Annotated in this window: 18 protein-coding genes; 8 read left to right on the top strand and 10 right to left on the bottom strand. The window is 66.1% G+C overall.

The genetic code is table 11. The features are described from left to right. Positions 1 to 7: 7 nt before the first annotated feature. The 3 genes from AC5WS7_RS37630 to AC5WS7_RS37620 are packed head-to-tail and all read right to left on the bottom strand — an operon-like array spanning position 8 to position 1937. On the bottom strand, positions 8 to 859 hold the full coding sequence (locus AC5WS7_RS37630; RefSeq protein ID WP_495959425.1) for a helix-turn-helix domain-containing protein: 852 nt from the start codon (positions 857 to 859) through the stop codon (positions 8 to 10). Then, the gene (locus AC5WS7_RS37625) at positions 856 to 1395 is read right to left on the bottom strand and encodes a DUF6879 family protein (RefSeq protein ID WP_495959424.1); all 540 of its coding nucleotides are present in this window, start codon (positions 1393 to 1395) and stop codon (positions 856 to 858) included. Before AC5WS7_RS37625 ends, AC5WS7_RS37630 begins: the two co-directional genes overlap by 4 nt. Further along, positions 1392 to 1937, bottom strand: a complete 546-nt coding sequence (locus AC5WS7_RS37620; RefSeq protein ID WP_495959423.1) for a hypothetical protein — start codon at positions 1935 to 1937, stop codon at positions 1392 to 1394. The genes AC5WS7_RS37625 and AC5WS7_RS37620 overlap by 4 nt, the downstream gene beginning before the upstream one ends. Positions 1938 to 2015: 78 nt before the next feature. Here AC5WS7_RS37620 and AC5WS7_RS37615 point away from each other — a divergent pair, with 78 nt between their 5' ends. From AC5WS7_RS37615 to AC5WS7_RS37580, 8 genes are all read left to right on the top strand, one after another. Continuing rightward, positions 2016 to 2237, top strand: a complete 222-nt coding sequence (locus AC5WS7_RS37615; RefSeq protein ID WP_495959422.1) for a hypothetical protein — start codon at positions 2016 to 2018, stop codon at positions 2235 to 2237. A 152-nt stretch (positions 2238 to 2389) separates the two neighbouring features. Further along, the gene (locus AC5WS7_RS37610; protein WP_495959421.1) at positions 2390 to 3484 is read left to right on the top strand and encodes a methyltransferase; all 1095 of its coding nucleotides are present in this window, start codon (positions 2390 to 2392) and stop codon (positions 3482 to 3484) included. Between the two features lie 142 nt (positions 3485 to 3626). Further along, on the top strand, positions 3627 to 4781 hold the full coding sequence (locus AC5WS7_RS37605; protein WP_495959420.1) for a cytochrome P450 family protein: 1155 nt from the start codon (positions 3627 to 3629) through the stop codon (positions 4779 to 4781). Positions 4782 to 4981: 200 nt separating this feature from the next. Further along, on the top strand, positions 4982 to 5650 hold the full coding sequence (locus tag AC5WS7_RS37600) for an HAD family hydrolase (protein WP_495959419.1): 669 nt from the start codon (positions 4982 to 4984) through the stop codon (positions 5648 to 5650). Further along, a complete protein-coding gene (locus AC5WS7_RS37595) occupies positions 5647 to 6009 on the top strand; it encodes a hypothetical protein (protein WP_495959418.1) in 363 nt (120 codons plus the stop codon). Before AC5WS7_RS37600 ends, AC5WS7_RS37595 begins: the two co-directional genes overlap by 4 nt. Continuing rightward, positions 6006 to 6812, top strand: a complete 807-nt coding sequence (locus AC5WS7_RS37590) for an SAM-dependent methyltransferase (protein WP_495959417.1) — start codon at positions 6006 to 6008, stop codon at positions 6810 to 6812. The genes AC5WS7_RS37595 and AC5WS7_RS37590 overlap by 4 nt, the downstream gene beginning before the upstream one ends. Positions 6813 to 7554: 742 nt before the next feature. Next, the gene (locus tag AC5WS7_RS37585; RefSeq protein WP_495959416.1) at positions 7555 to 7881 is read left to right on the top strand and encodes a hypothetical protein; all 327 of its coding nucleotides are present in this window, start codon (positions 7555 to 7557) and stop codon (positions 7879 to 7881) included. Between the two features lie 936 nt (positions 7882 to 8817). After that, on the top strand, positions 8818 to 9174 hold the full coding sequence (locus AC5WS7_RS37580) for a hypothetical protein (protein ID WP_495959415.1): 357 nt from the start codon (positions 8818 to 8820) through the stop codon (positions 9172 to 9174). A 384-nt stretch (positions 9175 to 9558) separates the two neighbouring features. On the opposite strand, the gene AC5WS7_RS37575 is transcribed toward AC5WS7_RS37580, so the two are convergent. From AC5WS7_RS37575 to AC5WS7_RS37545, 7 genes are all read right to left on the bottom strand, one after another. Further along, positions 9559 to 10428: a DUF4913 domain-containing protein gene (locus AC5WS7_RS37575; protein ID WP_495959414.1), complete on the bottom strand. Its 870-nt coding sequence runs from the start codon at positions 10426 to 10428 to the stop codon at positions 9559 to 9561. Further along, entirely contained in the window at positions 10425 to 12287 is a 1863-nt protein-coding gene (locus AC5WS7_RS37570) for a type IV secretory system conjugative DNA transfer family protein (RefSeq protein WP_495959413.1), read from the bottom strand. The genes AC5WS7_RS37575 and AC5WS7_RS37570 overlap by 4 nt, the downstream gene beginning before the upstream one ends. A 70-nt stretch (positions 12288 to 12357) precedes the next feature. Continuing rightward, a complete protein-coding gene (locus tag AC5WS7_RS37565) occupies positions 12358 to 13548 on the bottom strand; it encodes a hypothetical protein (protein ID WP_495959412.1) in 1191 nt (396 codons plus the stop codon). Next, a complete protein-coding gene (locus AC5WS7_RS37560) occupies positions 13545 to 14372 on the bottom strand; it encodes a hypothetical protein (protein WP_495959411.1) in 828 nt (275 codons plus the stop codon). Before AC5WS7_RS37560 ends, AC5WS7_RS37565 begins: the two co-directional genes overlap by 4 nt. 204 nt (positions 14373 to 14576) lie before the next feature. Beyond that, on the bottom strand, positions 14577 to 15506 hold the full coding sequence (locus tag AC5WS7_RS37555; RefSeq protein WP_495959410.1) for a hypothetical protein: 930 nt from the start codon (positions 15504 to 15506) through the stop codon (positions 14577 to 14579). 50 nt (positions 15507 to 15556) lie between these two features. Then, positions 15557 to 16852 carry a hypothetical protein gene (locus AC5WS7_RS37550; RefSeq protein WP_495959409.1) on the bottom strand — a complete coding sequence of 432 codons (1296 nt, stop codon included), beginning with the start codon at positions 16850 to 16852 and terminating at the stop codon, positions 15557 to 15559. Between the two features lie 142 nt (positions 16853 to 16994). After that, positions 16995 to 17897, bottom strand: a complete 903-nt coding sequence (locus AC5WS7_RS37545; protein ID WP_495959408.1) for a hypothetical protein — start codon at positions 17895 to 17897, stop codon at positions 16995 to 16997. Positions 17898 to 18081: the final 184 nt, after the last annotated feature.

Raw genomic sequence — 18081 nt, 5'->3', positions numbered from 1 at the left:
CGGCGGGTCATGGTTCACTACGGGGACGTGGCTGTCGCCGCCCCATCGCCTTACCGATCAGAGCCCGTGCCGTCTCACCAACGACCGCTTGGTCCAGGAGCGTCTGGAATACCTGCTCGTACAGCACTAGTTCCCGCGGCTGGCTGATGGTCAGCTCGGCCGAGATCGTTTCGACGCTGGCGACGTTGCGGTCGAAGATGACGAAATTTGTCGTCGGCACCTGGTAGGCCGACATCTGCGGGATAACGCTAACCACGACATTCGGCAGCCGCATCACACTGAGCAGGTGGTCGAGCTGACCGATCATCACGTCGTCTGAGCCGACGGTGGTGTACAGAACTTGTTCGGCCAGAACGAAATTGAAGCGATGGTTGCCATGTCGAAGGACGTGCTGGCGTTCCAGTCGGGCGGCGATCCCGTCGTCGACGGGTTCGTCGTGCCCGTAGAACGCAGCGACTTTGGTGAGCATGGCGCGCATGTAGTCCGGGGTTTGGAGCAGGCCCGGCATGATGACCGGTTCGAACCAGCGCGTCAGACGGGTGCCCTCTTCGAGGGTGTGCAGTTGCTGTTGCTTGCGCCGGATTCCGGCGATGCGTTTCCACTCGACGTAGGCGGCTTCGACGTTGCGCAGGGTGGCGATCAGGTCGGGGATCTGCTGCCTGGCTTTGCAGTGGCGGCACCAGATGCGGATGTCGGCTTCTGTCGGCGTCTGCTTGCCGCTTTCGATCTTCGAGATTTTCGAGGGCTGCCACCCGGCCAGCTCGGCCAATCGGACGCCAGAGAGGCCCGCGTCTTTGCGGATGTCGCGCAGACGACCGCCTAACGCCTCTCTGGCATCACGAACGCTGGAGCTGGTCACTTGGCAGCAGCGTAGTCGCTTCCCACATAGTCGGCGTGCGGGATACCAGCGCTCCACACCTTGTCGCGCACCGCCACCAGGTGAGCCGCGATCACCGGGTCCTCGGTAACGGCGAACCCACCGAAGTCACCGTCGTCTTTGAAGCTGACGAAAACGACCAGACAGTCATCGAACAGCCAGTAATCGTCACTGGTGAGCTCGGCCGGATCGACCAAGGGCCGCGGCAGCCACTTGATCTCTTCACCCGCCTTGATGTTCAGCGGCGCTACGGTGAGGCCGAACCGGGTGTAGTCCACGTGCGGAATGCTGACCAGCCGAACCCTGTGCACGTGCTTGCCGCGACTGGTGACGTCGCGGATCAGGTCGTCCCAGGAACGGCACCATTCGTAGTCGTCGGGCTCGCCGGCCAGGAACTTGCGGAACGGTTCGTGCTCGTCGGCGACGAGGTACTCGTCCTGGGTTTCCAGGTGGAAGGCCCGCTGCCAGTCACCAGCGCGGAAGAGGTCGACAAAGTCCTCGCCCTGGATCAGCTTCATACGGGGCGGATTTCCTTTCCGATCGGCACTTCGATGGCGGTTTCGTGACCAGGCAGATCCATCTGCTGCAGCGCTTCCAGATCGGTCACCGGGGTGCCGCTGAGTGTGAAGGTGCCACGCCCGGTATCGGTGAGTGGCGTGCCCAGGCAGGTGCCGTATTCCAGAAAGCCCAGCAGCATGTGCGGGATTTCGATCACTGTGTGGTCTGGCTCCGTACGCCACCCCTGGATGACGTACGTTTCCCGATCAGACGCGAAAAGCGTTGGACACGTTCCATTCTGACTGCCAACACCGAGGCATCGTAAACGCATGGCGACCGTCCTTGATCTCATGATGCGCGATTTTGCTCGAACGATGTCATCGTGGCTGGTCTCATCGCCACTGGTCAACGGATCGGGCACGCCAGAAGCAAATCCGAGCAAAAACATGGCCGCCCACCGAGCCGACCCTTTAGCGTCGATGGTCAGGCGCTCGGCACCAGTGAAAGTCGGCTCGGGACAGCATATTTGGCTTGTTTCTGGTGCTGAGCGCTCATCAACCATTTGCGGTGAGGGGAGTGAAGGGCTGTGCGTCGATACCTGGTGTGGGTCCACTGCTGCGGCGTCCGGTGGGTGGTTCATGTGCCGGCGGTGAACCGGTGGGTTCTGGTCGAGCACAAGAAGGCGATCGAAGCCACCGCGCACGCCCTGATCGCCGAGACCACCGGGGCGGCCGCGACGTCGTTCGGCCTTGATCTTCACGAAGGCCGCGTCATCAACAGTGTCGAGGAGTTCGCCTCCGCGACCACCGAGGCCATCCGGTGGGGGCTGGCGACCGTGAACGGCCCGTCCGACGCCCCGTAGGGGAACACCGAAATATCTTGCGCAGTAACCCAATTCCCGCGCGCCTGGTGGTCGTCGGGAGCTGATGTCTGCTGCCTTCGAACACCCCGGAGCGGCGTGTTGCCGGGGCGGTTTGCCGCTGCGCGAAATGTCTTTTGGAAGGAATGAGCGATATGGGTATCTTCTCGGGACCGCTCTGTGGCGGGCTGCTGCACAATTCGACGCCGGTCCCAGGGATGCGACAAGCCCTCGCCGAAGAGTTGGCGAAGGATCGACAGTCCGCGAGGTTCCTCACCGCCGAAGCGAACAGTTACGTGTACGCCTGCTGCCTGCGCGTGGTGGCGCAATTGGGAGTGGCGGATCTGCTGGCGGACGGGCCGATGCGGGTCGGGTATTTGGCTGAGCGGGTCAGCGCCGATGAACACGCGCTGTACAGGGTGCTGCGGCTGCTGGCCACCCGCGGAATTTTCCGGGAGTCCGAATCCGGGGTTTTCGTGCTGATGGAACGCGGGGCGTCGCTGCGCTCGGATGCGAGATTCTCGGTGCGCGAAGGGATCTTGGCGGCCACGACACCTGCCATCTACCGTGCGGGTGGTGAACTCCTGCAGGCGGTGATGACCGGTGAGCCCGCGGTGAATCGAGTGTTCGGTGAGTCGTTGTTCGACTACTTCGCCTCACACCCCTCCGACGGCGCGGAGTTCCATACGGGCATGGGCCAGTACTCGGTGATCGAGAGCGCGAACTTCGCCCGAGAATGCCGGCTACCCGAGACCGGCACGGTGGTGGATGTGGGCGGCGGCCAGGGCTCACTGCTGCTGATGATCCTGCAACGACACCGGCAGCTTCACGGCGTGTTGTTCGATCTTCCCGTGGTCGTCGCGAAGCACCGACTGGGAGAACTCGATGATGCGAGCCGCTGGGAAGTGGTGGGCGGCAGCTTCTTCGATTCAATGCCAGTCGGGGATGCGTACATGATCCAGTACGTCCTGCACAACTGGGACGACCAGCGCTGCCTTGAGATTCTGCGGAACTGTCGGCGCGCCATGGCTCCCGGTGGGCGGGTCATCATCCACGACATGATCGTGCCGCCCGGCAACGAACCCGATCAATCCAAGGTGCTGGACATCGTCATGCTGTCCATCGTCACCGGCCGCGAACGCACCACACAAGAATTCGAACACCTCCTCGACGCGGCAGGATTGCGGATCGTCCGCCTCACTCCACCGGCTCTCGGTACGTTGTCGATCATCGAAGCCGAAGCAGCCTGAAAGCCCTTTTCGTAAAGGGATCATTTCCTCGATTCTCGTCAGTTTTGGAGAATTCATGACGGCATTCACCTTCGGTGGTGTCCCCCGAATAAAGCTGTACACAGACCAATTCGCGGCCGACCCGCACCACTACTATCAGGAAATGTATGACTCCGGGGAGTCGTTGGTGCCGGTGGAACTCGCACCGGGCATCAACGCCACGATGGCAGTCCGATATCGGGCAGCATTGAAAATTCTGCACGACCCCGAGCATTTCCCGGCAGACCCCCGGCGATGGCAGCAGACGATCCCGCCCTCGGAGCCGGTCCTGGCGATGCTCGGCTACTACCCCTCGACCCGGTTTTGTGATGGCCCGGAGCACAAGCGGGTGCGTCAGCCGATCAAGGCCGCGCTCGATCGTGTCGATCCGAATCGTCTGCACGCGGAGGTGGAAGACGCGGCGCTGTCGTTGATCGAATCCTTCAGCGCGCACGGTGAAGCCGACCTGCTGTACGACTACTCGTTCCCGCTCGTGTTCACCGTCCTGAACCGATTGATGGGGTGCCCTGACGATCTCGCCGCACAGATCGCCGAGGGCATGACGCTGCGGTTCAACGCGATCGGCGAGGAATCCGTGCGCGGCACAACCCAAGCCAAAACAGCCTTCGAGCAGTTCGCCGCAGTCAAACCCGGTCACCTCGGCCACGACATCGCCTCGGCGATGATCCGCCACCCCCACCACCTCACCGATCCCGAACTGGTCGGCGCGTTCATGTCCTGCTACGGCGCGGGCATCCAACCCCTGGTCAATCTCATCACCAACACGCTGTGCCGCACCATGGTCGACGGCAGGTTCGGCGGTGGGGTGCTGGGCGGGAGCATGCTGGTCCGCGACGCTCTGGACGAGGAGTTGTTCTACGACCCGTCGATGCGGGCCTTCTGCGCTCGGTATCCGACGACGCCGACCCTGTTCGACGATGTGTGGCTGCCCGTGGACGAGCCGGTTTTGATCGGTATCACCGCGTGCAACAACGACCCAGCCATTCAGGGCGATCGGATCGGGAATCGTGCGCACGTGGCGTGGGGAGCGGGCCCGCACATGTGCCCGGCCACCTCGATCGCCTACCTGATCGCGCAAGACGCGGTCGAACAACTGCTCGACGTTCTCCCGGACATCCAACCCGCAGGTGAGCCGACGTGGCGTTCGGGATCGTTCCAGCGAGCCCTGGAAGGACTACACGTCACCTTCCCCCCGTACACGATGCCGCCCCGAATACCAGCACCTCCCATCCTCCCCGCAGTGCCGGCGACGACATGAGCATCCCTGGCCCGGGCGCCCCGAGGCGAATCTACCAGGGGTGCGGTCGCCCACTTACCCCTCGACCGACACCGAGCATCGAATCAGCGATCGAAAGGCCACGCTCTGTGACACCCCGAACCCCGCCGAACGCCACCCGAGACCGGTCACCCCGCCTCGCGTCCCAGGACGCCAGCCGCGCGAGCGGTATTCGCGCGGTCGTGTTCGATTTTCGGGGCACGCTCACCACAGAGTTCGTCGGCGACGAATGGGCACGCGAAGCACTCCGGCGGGCCGGACGCGACTACGGTGACCAGGCGTCCGCACTGTTGTGGCAGCGCATTCACACCGCAGCCGGGGAACCGAACCGCTTGCAGGACCCGACGGGCAATACCAGCCCCGCGCGACATCGGGAAACCCTGTACTCGGTGTTCGCCGATGCCGGGCTGGACGATGAGCTGGCTGATGCGCTGTTCGCGGTGGATTCGGACACCAGCAGCAACATCTTCGCCGCCGATGTCATCGACACCTTCGCCGCTGTGGCCGGAAATGGTTGCGCGATAGGCGTTCTGAGCAACATCCACGTCGACATCCGGCCTACCTTCGCCGACGCGGGGGTGGCCGAGTTCGTCGATGCGTTCGTGCTGTCCGGTGAGCGCGGAGTTCAGAAACCGCATCCGGGCATCTTCGAATTGATGCTCGAGACGCTCGGCACCCAGCCCGCGCAGACCTTGATGGTTGGAGACCGCGTCGCACGCGAAGGGGCAGCCGTTCAGGTCGGCATGCCAACCCTGCTCGTTCCGCCGCTGACCGACCCCCGCCAGCGCAGACTCCACCTCGTCGCTCACGCCGCCGGAATACCAGCAGACCCGAACCTGGCGGATCGATGACACACACACCGCACCGATCTCCTCACCCCGACCAGCGGGCAACACTCACCCATGCCTCGGCGCACCCGCCCGCGCGCACCGCCGCCGGAGCCGCAGTCGTGGCCGAGCACCTCGCCCACCAGTGCGACAGCGTCGCCCCGGTGATCCACCTGCCGGCCGCGCCGCCCCTGAGCCTCGGTCTGCGCATGCTGTCCTTGTCCTGCACCCGCCGCCAGCCCTTGCTCCTCGACCAGCACGCACGAATGAACCCGACACCAGAGGTGATCCCCGCTCCCGGCGCGGACAGCCCCCACATCGGGACGACCAGACGCGTGGACCCCGCGTTCACCTCGTGGATACGAGCCAAGGCACTCGGATGAGCCCCGCGAGTACTCGACAGGCTCGGCCGGCACCCGAAGGCATCGACCCCACCAAACCCAATGCCGCCCGCATCCACGACTACCTGTTGGGCGGCAAGGACAACTACACCGCGGACCGCGCCGTCGCCGGGCGCATGCTCGCCCTCGCTCCGGAAAGCCGCACCGTGGCCTGGTTCCAACGCAAATTCCTCACCCACGCAGCCACAGTGGCCGCCCAAGCAGGGATACGACAGTTCATCGACATCGGCGCGGGAATCCCCACCACACCCAGCATCCACGACGCGGTCACCCCGATCACTCCGCACATGCGTATGGCCTACCTCGACTACGACCCGGTCGTCTACGCCCACGCCAACGCGGTCTACACGAACGTGGCAGGTGTGACACCGATGCTCGCGGACTTCCGCGACCCCGACCACACACTCCTGCCCCGGTTACACACCGAGGCGGGCATCGACTTCGACCAGCCGATCGCGCTTCTGCTCATCGGTGTCCTGGACCACATCCTGGATGACGAGCAGCCCGGCGAGTGCATCGCGCGCGTCGCACAGGTGATGGCACCGGGCAGCTACATCGCCTTCACCCACGGAGCCGCCCACAGCGACGAGACATTCATCCAGCAGCTGCGCACCGACACCGAAAGCAGCACAGCACAATGCGTCTTCCGCACCGAGAATGAACTCGAAGCGCTGGTCGACCACTTCGAACTTCTCGCCCCGGGGATCGCGCCGGTACAGGACTGGCTGGCAGATGACCTACCCACCTCACGGTGGGTCATCCTGGGCGGAATCGGACAGGCATGAATATCCCCGGACACCGGATAGCGCTGCGCTGCGCTGAAAGAGTTATCGGCCCACGCCAGGACGTAAGGGCAGCCCGGAATGTCTCTCGGCGCCGGAGCCGGTCAAGGCTCTGGAGACCGAGAGGCGTCCTACCTGCAGGAAGTGGCTGCCGATCAGCAGTCGTCTTCGTTGGGGTCGGCGGCAGCGTCCGCTCGATCGGCGAAACAGCCTGTGGCGGTGTCACTGTCGGTCCCGTTCAGCCGCCTCAACTATGCGGTCGATTCTATCGCCGATTAGATCTGTTGTGGCTCAACCTATTTGGCCTCAAATCCTTGCAGGTCTCATCACGCCCCACCGTCGGGCGGATTCGCAACAGTCCTCAATCGGTTCTAAGGGACCTGACGGCGACCAGTCTGCTGGGGCAAACGCAGTCCAGATCCGCTGTGCGATTCGGGACCTGTCGATAGCTGAACGACTGCTATGCCGGTGATGACCAGTGTGTTTGGTGGCCTAGTTGTTAGTTTTGCCGGTTTTGTTGGCTTGTGTGTATTTCTCATCGGTGATGGGTTCGAGCCAGGTGGTGCCGCCGCCGATGTCGATGCCTTCTCCCCGCCCTCTTGGAGTCGGTCCGCTGGATCCAGTGGCGTGGAGAGTAACGCTTTCAGGTAGCGGTGTAGGTATTCCCACCGATGTGGGGGTGTTGTCTCAGGGGCAGGGTGGTCGTCGTACCGGAAAAGCACGCCGACTTCAGAACCGATTCACCATGACAACTGCTCTATTACCTCTGGCCTACGGCTACGTGCGCGACGATCTCCTCGATGACCGCGACGGCGGTGCGAGTGAGGACAAGCTGCGTGAGACCGCCCGCTCGCTCGGGTACGAACTGGGAACGGTATTCCACGAGCCCACACCGCAGAGCGCGACGTTGCCGCCGGCGTTCGCTGATCCGGTCCAAGAATGCCGACGCGCTGCCGCGGACACGGTGATCACCCTGCGTGGACACTTGTCGGACATGGCCGTGTGCCGGATGGTGCTGGTGGCGGTTCTGGACGTGCGAGCCGGTGCCGCGGTCCACGAAGTCGCGGTGTAGATCGCCCGTCTGCCCGGGCGACCCCGGTTCCCGATGACCGGGTCGAACGCCACGGATCAACCACTGCGGGTGGGCGAGAACCTGCTCTCCACCAACCGATTACGGCATACCCGATTTCCCGGCGTTGAGCCGACCCGAGAGTGAGCCAGACTCAATATTATCGGTGCGCCGGTGATCGGCTGTCGAAACCGACCGCACGGAGATATCCGCGCTCACGTGCGCCGTGGATCAACTGGCGGCGTGTTGGTCGATACAGGTGTGGTCAGCTCGTCGCTGCCTCGAAGGCCGCAGGCTCAGTCGCTTTACGCACGCGACTGGGCCTGCAGCACTTCGACCAGTGTCCGAAATCGACGCTCCGGACCCCGGCCTCGTTGATCACACTGCCACTTCGACATGATATGTCAAGAATTTATCGAAACCTTGGCCGCGCACCTCCGGTAGGCGTAGGGATGGTCAGTCGAAGCGGGATTGTTGGCATCGTCGCGGCGGCGACGCGGAGCACGATCGGCCCGAAACCGGATTCGGCACCGATTTCATCCGCGCAGATGCGCAGCTCGACGGACGGTGCGCCCACACGCGTCCGGCTGGATGCCGTGACGGGCACGGCGGAACCCATTTCTGCGATCCAACCGAATCGCCACCGCAGACGATATACGCGCACGTCCGCGGTCGGCATCGCAGCCTGTCCAGGCGTGTCACCTCGTGGTTCGCTGGTTCGGACTGCAAGGATTCATCTCCATGCCCCGAGGCTGGAAAAGGAAAGCATCACGCTGGCGTCTGTGGCAATTCATTCACGATGCCCGCCCCGGCGCATCACAGCGAGAGGCAGAATTCGGTATGTCGCTACAAACCGAGATCTGGCATCGCCGGTACCCACCAGCCAGTGTCCTTCAAGCTGTGGGCACCGACTGCGGTCATCCAGTACCCGCGCACGACATGGCCACGTTCACCGGATTGGATATCCTTCTGCGCGCCCGCGGTTGGAGTTTCGTTCGCGAATGTTCCGGCCCGAAACTGCTGACCTTCCGATACCTGCCCTCCGACACCGGCATCGAGTATCTGTGCCGGGGGCTGGAGCCCGTCAGCACGGTCGTGGTCGTGCTGGATCGCTCCGGTCGGGCCGGCACCGTCGCGAACTGCACGGTGGAGATCCTGCTCGTCGGTGCTCCACGCGGGCAAGCCCACTCCACCAGCCTGGCCACTCTCACCAGCCTTCTCGGCGTGATCGAAACCCACCGGCCCATAGACCCGACCCCGCTGTCGTTCCTGCCGGTCGGCCCCGCCCACGCATGAGGGCGCAAGGTGCCGGCAGAGGCGATCCCGAGCCAGGTCCACCCCGCCCGACACCCCCTCGCACCTGCATGTCGAATTCGACGGGCCGCGCTAGCCTTCCTACCGGATCAATGATCCAACTTCCGCAACACAGTAGGTTGTCACAACAAGCAGGTTGTCACTCTCTCATTGCGCGTCGGGTACGGTCCTCGCCCAGAGTCGTCGGGGGCGTCCAACGAATCCGACCGGACGGTCTCGTTGATTGAGGTGCGCCGGGGTCTGTCCAGATGCGACAGAGCCGAGATCCGTACACGCCCTCCATGTGGATCTCCTTTCGAGGTCTTGGGATCGGCGAACAAAGTTGTTCGCCATTGCGTTCAGCTGTCCGGTCGAATCGCTGAACGTTCAGGCGCCTGGGCGAAGGCTACGGAAGTCCGGTCCGAAGCCCAGTTCCTCCACGGGTGTGGTGGCGCCGTCGAGGCCGAACCAGTTCGGTGGGACGGGCGTGCTGGTCAGGCCGGGGTGGGGTATGTGGCGGTCGGGGGTGCAGCGGTGGAGGGGGCCGTTGGCGGCTTCGAGGATGTGGCGCATGTGGGGGTCGATGTGGTTGACGAACAAGGTGGACATGGCGGTTTGGTCGTCTGCGGTGCGGGCGGCTTCGAAGACGGCGTGCAGGGCAGCGAATCGGAGGGCGACCCCGTGGTGGGCCCACCATTGCCGGCACCAAGTGTAGTGGCCTTCGCGGTTGTTGCACGCGATCCGCACGGCCGTCACGGGTAGGAGCCAGTGTTCGACGAAGTCCGCGTAGTGCGTGTACCGGGGTCGATGCTTGTCCTCGGGGCCGGGTTTGGGTGGGGGCCCGAACCAGCCCGGCGGTACCGGGTCGAAAGGAAGGGGCTGTAAGGCAACGTGTTTGGTGCGTGTGCAGCGGTGCAGGGGCCCGTTGGCGGCGTCAAGGATGATGCGGAAGTGGGCGTCGATGTGCGAGAGCAGGTAGGTGGATACGGCGCTGCCGCTGCGGCTGCGCCTCGTGGCTTCAAAGGCGTTGTGCAGGTGTGCGATTCGGACGGAGACGGGTCGGTGGCGCCACCATTGTGTGCACCAGGTCATGGTTTGTTCGCGGTTGGCTTCGGCCAATCGTGTGGTGACGAAGGGGAAGAGCCATTTCTCGGCGAAGGTGACGAAGTCGCGGTATTTGGGTGGGATCGGCGCCTGCTTCGACGTCCCGGCGGCTGCGGCCGGCGGGGAGGCGGGGTTGGTCGAGGGTGTGGTCATAGTTCGGTTCCTTGTGTACCGCTGGCGCATTCGCCGTCGGGTAGCGACCCGACAGGTGCGTCGCCGGTGGGGGCGTTGTTGAAGCGGTTCAGGGAGGTGGTGATGATCGGGGTGAGGTCGGGGTTGTCCCACCAGAAGTGTTTTTTGATGAGGATGGGTTCGTGTCCGGGCAGGCGGATCAGGGCGCGGTCGCGCGGGAGTTTGTTGAGTTTGGCGATGTTGAGGATGGGTTCGGGCCGCCACGAAGTGGTGCGGTTGACCCCGCCGGCGCCGACGGAGCGGGAGTGATCGGCGACGTCGTGGTCGTCGATGAGGCGGGCCCATTCCTCGAGGTAGGAATTGTTGGAGATGTTGCCGCCGAAGATTTCGATGGACTGGGCGCGCATGGTGCGTAATCCATTGACACTCCACAGGTCTTCGCCCTGTTCGATGACTTGCAGGATGGTCACCAAGATGACTCCGCTGCCCGCGGCGTAGGTGTAGTAGGACGGCAGCTCTCCGATGCGGGCGCAGTTCGCGGCCTCGTCCAGCACCGCGAGCAGCGGGACTGGCAGACGTCCGCCGCGGCGTGAGCGCGCGATCGTCAACGCGGCTTCCAGGATCTGACCGATCAGCGCTGCGGTCAGGGCTGCCGCGGAGTCCGGGCCGGCCATCGACAACGCGTAGAGGGTGTCGGTGCTGGTGGCGAAGTGGGCCGGTGTGAATTCGGGTAGGTGGTGGGTGATCGGGTCGTGGGTGGTGTCGATGACGACGCCGTTCGCGCCTTCGTACACGCTGAATTGGGTGCGTGAGGGCGGGGTGATCATCTGTGCGTATCCCTCGTCGGACAGGGTATTCAGGAATCGTCTGGCCATGTCGTACAAGCCATCTCGCTGTCTGGCGTAGAGCGATTGCGCGTCCAGGATCCGCCGCGCGGGCACCAGGTGCCCGTTCGCGCGCAGGATCAGCGCCGGGGTTTGGTCCTGGTCCGCCGACAGCCATTCGGACACGTGCAGCAGATCCCCCTCGGCGCAGGCAGCGGCGAACATGTACAGGGACAGCAACTCTTGTGCGCCGCCGTCGAAGTAGGAGTCGACTTTCGCGCCTGCTTTCTCGGTCGCGGACCCCGAGGCTGCGGAGACGAAGAACGCGGCGAGTTTGCGGGCGGCGGGCAGGTTGTGCACTTGGGCCAGCAGGTTCACCCAGAACCCGCATTGTGGTGTGCCGGTGACTGCTTGCAGGTCACACATCCACACGGTGCCGCGTTGCTCGGCGCCGGCGACGGTGTGCTGATACAGGTCCGGCCTGTTGCTGGTGGCCAGGACCGGCCCCCACGCGGACAGCACGGCCGGGATCGCCCATGCCATGGTCTTGCCGGTGCGTTGCCCGGCAGCGATGACCAGCGACTGCTCGGCGGGCAGGAACAGCTCGACCCCGCCCAGGACAGTGCTGCCCAGCGGCGGCCCAGTTTTGGCGCGCACCTGTTCGGGTGCGTCCGCGAGAAGGCGTTTCGCCGCGGCGACGTTGTCTCCTCGGCGGGCCAGCGTGATCGCACTGGGTGGGTCCATCGTGCGTGCGGCGGCATCGATACCGCTGCGCCGCGGCCACCGCCGCCGAGCATACAGCGTGAACATTGTTGTTGCGGAGGCGATGACGGCTGCTATCGCGGTGGCTTGCCACGGCCACCGATGTCTGCCCAGGACGACTTCGAGTACCGCGATGAGCGGGTTGGCGACGATCGGCAGGCCGGCGCACCAACTGCCCAGGCTCAACGCGATCCACACCAGCACCACCACACCCGCGGCAGCCAGGAACGCCAGCAGCAGCCAGGTGTCCTCCCCCAACGCGCCGGTGTTGCGGCGACGCGTCTGTCTGCCCATCACCCCCTCAACCCCGGCACGACCAACACCGCTGTGAACAGGTGTGGATAACTCTGTGCAGCAGAGGTTTTCACGATCCGACCTCCGCTCCGAGTTCGGCCGATGCGGCCGGTTGCTGCTGATGCTGTGCGGGATGGGACCAGTCGGTGCCGTGCTCGCCGGTCAATGCCGCGGCGACTGCGTCATCGATCACCGCACCTGTCCCCTGCCTCGGCGCGTCAACGCTGCTGCCTGGGGACGCTTCCTGCCGACTCTCGTTCAAGGGTGGATCGAGAGCGGTATCTGGTCGCGGCGTATCGAGTTGCCCCGGCGGCGGGTCGGCGGGCTGGCCCGGCGGTGCTGTGGGGGTGTCTCGGCCGCGTTGGTAGGCGCGGTAGGCGATGTCGTGGGGTACTCCGGCGTCGATCGCGTCGGCGCGGGCTGAGACCAGTGCGGCGTGGAGTTGGTCGAGCCGGTCGATGGTGGCTTGGTCGGTGGCTGGGTTGCCGGTGAATGTTTCGGCGGTGCGGGTGTGTTCGCCGGCCAGGTCTTGGATCTGCCACAGCAGCCGGGCCTGTACCGCGGGTCCCATCGCCGCGCGCGTGTCAGAGTCCAGGACGATTGTCTCGCGTAATTGCGGTGGGAGCAGTTGTGCTCGTTGGTCGGCACGGGCGAGGTATTCCTCGGCCAGCAGCAGCTCATCGGTCGCGGTGATCGCCGCATCGACCGAGTTCAGGCTGAGCGTGCCGACCGGGGCGCGGGGCGCGCCGAGGGTTTTCTCGACCGCGGTGCGCTGGTCGGGGCCTTGCTCGCGGGAGCTCTCGCGCTGGGCTGCACGGTCGGTGATCGGGCGTGAGCGTGCGGCGTCCTGGTCGGATCGGGTTGGCAGGTCGTGGGCGTGGCCGGTGAGTTCGCGGGCGTACCGTCTGGTCAGCCACAGTTCCGAGTCCGGGGCGAGGTCTCCGCGCGTCCGGGCGTGGCCGAGTTGTTCGGCGATCCCCCGCGCGTGTTCGGGGTGGGTTTCCCACAGCTCGACCGCGCCTTTGAGCTCGGTCCACATCCGCCGCAGCCGGGGGTCCTGGTGCTGGGCCCATTCGGTGTCGAGTTGCTCGGCGGACTGTTCGAATTCGAGGGTCTGCGTCTCGGTTTCGCCGTAGGGGGCGATCTCGCGCAGCAGGTGTTGGTGCGCGAACGCGGCGAATAGTTCGCGTACCTGTGGGTCGCGGATATCGGTGTAGTGGTCCGGGTCGGTGATCCCGGCCCTGGTGTCCGGCCAACTCATAGCTCGACCTCCTGCCCGGCCAGTCGCGCCCCGGCGGTGGTGTCGGGGCCATTGGGGGCGGTCCCGGGGTCCCAGGCCGGGAGTGTTTCTTCAGGCGTGGTTGCTGCCACAGCGTCCTGAATCCCTGTCCCATCGGGGCGAGCATCACCGCCAGCTGCTTCTGGCAGAGCTGGCACGGCTCGAAGCCGGGACACGGCCCGCTCGGCAGGCGCGGTGTCCGCGGAAATGGTCGTGGGGTCGGTGTGGCTGGCGGTGGTGTGGGCGAGTTGGTCACGCAGTGTGGCGATTTCGGTGCGGGCTTGGTGTTCTCGCTGCAGGGCCTGCGCGGCGACCAGGGCCAGCAGGGTCGTGCCGGTGTGTGCGTCGGCCAGCTCGGTGGTGAGTTGTTCGATCCGTCCGAGGTGGCGGTGTGCGGGGGCGTGGACCCACGGCACGCCGGATGCACCGAGGTCTCGAGCGGCGTGGATGTGTTCGTCGGCGATCCCGGTGGCGGCGGCGGCCTGGCGGGCGTGTGCCAGGGCGGCGGTCAGGAGTTGCCGTTGAGTATCGGGGTCGTCGTCCAGGGTGATGCCGTCGAGGTGGCCTGCGGTGATCGCGGCCAGGTTCTGCATCTCACGCAGCCGCGCCGCCGCGATCGCGTCGTGGACCGCGCGGCGCCCATAGGTCTGGGTGACCGGTCCGTCGCGGAGCCACGGCGGGACCGCGGTGGTGAGATACAGGCTCGCCAGCGTGCGTTCGACCGCAACCGCGGTGGTGCGTGGTTCGTTTGGAAGTGGCTGTGGCCGAGCGTTTTCGGGTGTGGGCGCGGGGTGGGTGGTAGACATCGTGTCCTCGCTGATGGAAGCGGACCGCACCGGCTGTTCCGCGTGGTGTGCGCGGATCCGGATCGCGGTGGGATGTCCCTCGCGGAGAAAGTGCATGGCGTCGACGGGAGCTGGTGGTGGCCGGCGTCAACAGCCACCACCGTCGAGAACTCGGGAGCCGCGTGCAGCAGGATGTTTCCGCTGCCTCAGCGATGTGAAAGACCCTCACGGATCCGGGCCGATGTCCGTGCCCGACGGTGAGGTGGTGGTGTCGGGGTGATCGCTGGGAAACCACGCGCGGTTGGTGTCGGCGGGCAATGCCGCCTCCACGCTTCGGCCGGTGGGGACCGTGTCGTCAAGTGCTGTCCTGTGGGTGGGGTTTGGGCTGATGAGGGCTGTGGTGGCCAGGGTGATCAGTTCGGTGGGGGTGGGTGGGATCGTGTGTGCGATGCCGATGGGCAGGTTGGTGCGTGGGTCGACCGGGATGTAGGGCGGGACCGCGGGGTCGGTGTCGGCGAACGCGTAACGGCGCCAGGTGTGTTCAAGTTCGAGATCGTTCATCGTGTGCACGGTGACGCGTGCCAGATGCCGCCAGTGCTCGGGCCGGGTGTTCCAGAACCGGCGCCCTTCGAGGGGGGTAAGTTCGGCGGCGGCGGCCAGAGCGGTGATCCGCAGGTGCAAAAGGCTCATGTTGCGTTCAACCGCAGCCGACGCATCCGGAGCCGGGCCGAATCCGTAACCGCCGGCGTCCAGGCGGTGCCGGCGCGCGGCGGTGAGCATCGCGATCCGCTCGAGGTGGAACATGTCCACGGTCAGCATGTCGGTGAAGAACTCCGCCACATGCTCCGGCACCCCAGCCGAGGTGGATGCCGGAACCTGCTGCGGCGCAGCACGTGTCGGGTCGGGGTGATGCCGGGCTCGGTCGATGGCCGGTGGCCGGATGCCCGCGGAGGCGGCGACCTGTTCGGCGTGTTCTCGCTGCGCGGCCAGACCATCCACATGCGCTTGCCAGGCCTCGCGGGCCTCAGCGTCGGTGCCGTCATAGCCGCTGTGCCCGCGTGCGGTGACCCGCGCGTGTTCGGCGCTGAGGTGGGTGATGTGGGCCAGGAGCTCGGCGTGCCACCGAGCCACCGGGTCCGGTTCTGCTGTGGTCATGATTGTTCCTGTTCGCTGATTCGCTGGGTGGGTCGAAACGTGTTCGGCCGCTATGGGTCAGGCCCTGGGCCAGCAGGCGGGCCGATCGCGTCGGTCCCCCCGCCGTGCGGGTCGGTGTCGGTGTCCCACGCTCGTGGCTGGCCGGTGGCGGGGATAGCCTCGGCGATGGCGGTACCGATCCCGGCCTGCGCCGGTGAGGGGTTCGCGGCGAGCTGGTCGAGGGTGTGCCGGGCGCGGTCGAGGAAGTAGTGCGGCGCCGGGGGCAGCAGTTCGGTCGCCGCGTGCACGCCGGTGCTGCTGGTCGCGGCGTCGGGGTGTGCGAGTTCGTTGAACGAGTGGTGGGCCTGTGCGGCGATCTCGGGAGCCGAGTACTGCTCCCAGAGGGCGTCGATCTGCTCGCTACCGAGGTGCAGCAGGTGCGCGACCCGCCCGAGGCAGTCCCGGGTGCTGGTGCTCCAGATCCGGCCACGTTCCTGCGGGGTCAATCCGGCGACCTGCGCGGTGCGCGCGGCGCGGAACCAGAGCGCGTCCATGGTGCGGGCGAACTGTTTTCGCACTACCGACTGATCCGTGCCCGGGTCGGTGTGGTGCTGGTGGTCGCGGACCACCGCGACCGCGGCCATGTCGGTGACATGGCGCATGTCGTCGGTGACGTGTTCGGCGGCACGGTGCCGGCCGTCCGGGACCGGCAGCATCAGGGGTTGATCGGGATCCCATGCGCGGCCTACCTGTCCGCGTGTGCGCGCAAACGCGATCCACCGCAACGACACCCCCGCAGCGTGTGCCCGGACCTCGGTGGCCTCGCGGTGCCGATCGAGGTCGCCGACCCGAGTCACCATCCGCGCCAGCACACCGACATCACCACCGGCTGCGGTCACAGTGGCTGCCCGGCGCATCCGCGTGACCTCGGCGGCCAGGTGCTGCACCTCGCGCAGCCACCGACTCGTCTGGGCGGGCAGGTCCCCTGCCCGCATCACCGCGCCCATACCCGACGCTGCGGGCGGAGCGTCCGGTGCGATCCGTCGCACCCACCGATCCAGGCCCTGCAGGGTGGACAGATGCTCGGGGTCGGGATCAATCCAGCGGTGGCCGGTCTGCCCGCCGTGCCGGACTGCGGTGATGATCTGCTCGCCGACTACCAATGAGCGGGCGTGCTGTTCGGCCAGCGCCAGGTCCGTGAGCGTCTCGTGACGCTGGCGGGCCGCGGTATTGACAATCCAATCGGCTCCCCCGAACGCCAGGACCCGATCCAGTGCCGCAGTCGCCGCGGCCATCTCATGGATCCGATGCAGCGCCGCGATCAGTTGCTGCTCGTGGGGATGCGGCTCGAGTGCCGGGCCGCTCACGATTCGTCTCCCGCCGCGCGAGGAGACGGCGCCGAGCCCTCACAAAGGCCCTCAGTATCCTGGTGTTCGAGGCGGTGGCGGGATTGCCCCACCGGCACGGTCGTCGGTTCGCGCCGACGCGCCTGTGGTATGCGGGGTGTGTTCATCGGCCGACCTCCGGCTGCACGGGCGGTTGCTGGTCGGCCGGCGCCGGTGGCGGTTCCGCGGTGGCCCACCGGGTTGGGCCGGTGTCCGGCAGGGCCGCGCCCACCGCGTCTCCGATCCCCGAGCCGCCCTCGGCGCGACCCACGCTTGCGCCGGGCCGGCTCTCGGCTCCGGCCGCGAGGAAAGGTGCGTCGTGTTCGGTGCCCGGCGGGTCGGGTGCGGCTCCGGTGGTGGTGAGGGGCAAGCCGTTCGCGGCCAGGTCCTTGGCCAGGTCGCTGACCATGGAGCGGGCGTGGTTCAGGCCTTCGCTGAGGGTGTCGATGACCCCGTAGAGGCGATCGAAGCGTTCGGCGATATCCCCGACCAGGCCGCGGGCGGTCTCGGCGCGGTTGTTCGCGTCGAACACTTCCCGGGACAGCAGCTCGATGCGCCCCAGATGCCGGTGCGCGGGCTGCTCGGCCCACGACACTCCCGCGCTGCCCAACGCTTCGGCGTCGATGATGTCGGTGGCCGGCACACCGGCCTGCTCCGCGTTGGTGCGCGCGTCGCGGACATCGGCATCGATACCGTTGGAGTACAGCGCCCACCGCCAGCTCGGGTCGCTGGTATCCAGGTCGTGGTCGACCGCCTCGGTCATCCACGCCGAACGGGCGACGGAAGCGTCTTGGACCGTGCGCAGGAGTTTCGCGTGCACAGCATCGGGGTCATCGGCGCCGAACCGGTGCGCGATCGGGCCATCACGCAGCTGCGCGGGGCCCGGATCGGAGTATGGCGGGGACTGCGCGCTCGAAGAGCCAGCGGCCGGACCGCTGGTCTCGACATCGCTGGGGTGTGGCGTGTGGTCGCCAGGAGTGGTGTGGTCGGGGAAGTGGGATGACTTGTCGGGAGTGTTCTCGGACATCGGTTGGCCGCCTTCGTTTTTCGAAGCGGACCGCACCGGTTACGGCATACGGGGCCGGTGCGGCAGTGTGATGTCCCTCGCGATGAATTCCGGGGCAGGCGGGCGTGCGCGTCAGCCAGCGTCAATGGCTCGGACACGCTCAGATGCTGGTGCAGCACTGAGGTTTTCGTGTCCGGACGAGATG

The organism is Nocardia sp. PLKS1-43 (assembly GCF_059510335.1).
Note: the sequence above shows the minus strand (reverse complement) of the source record. Positions and strands in the feature narration are given on the sequence as shown.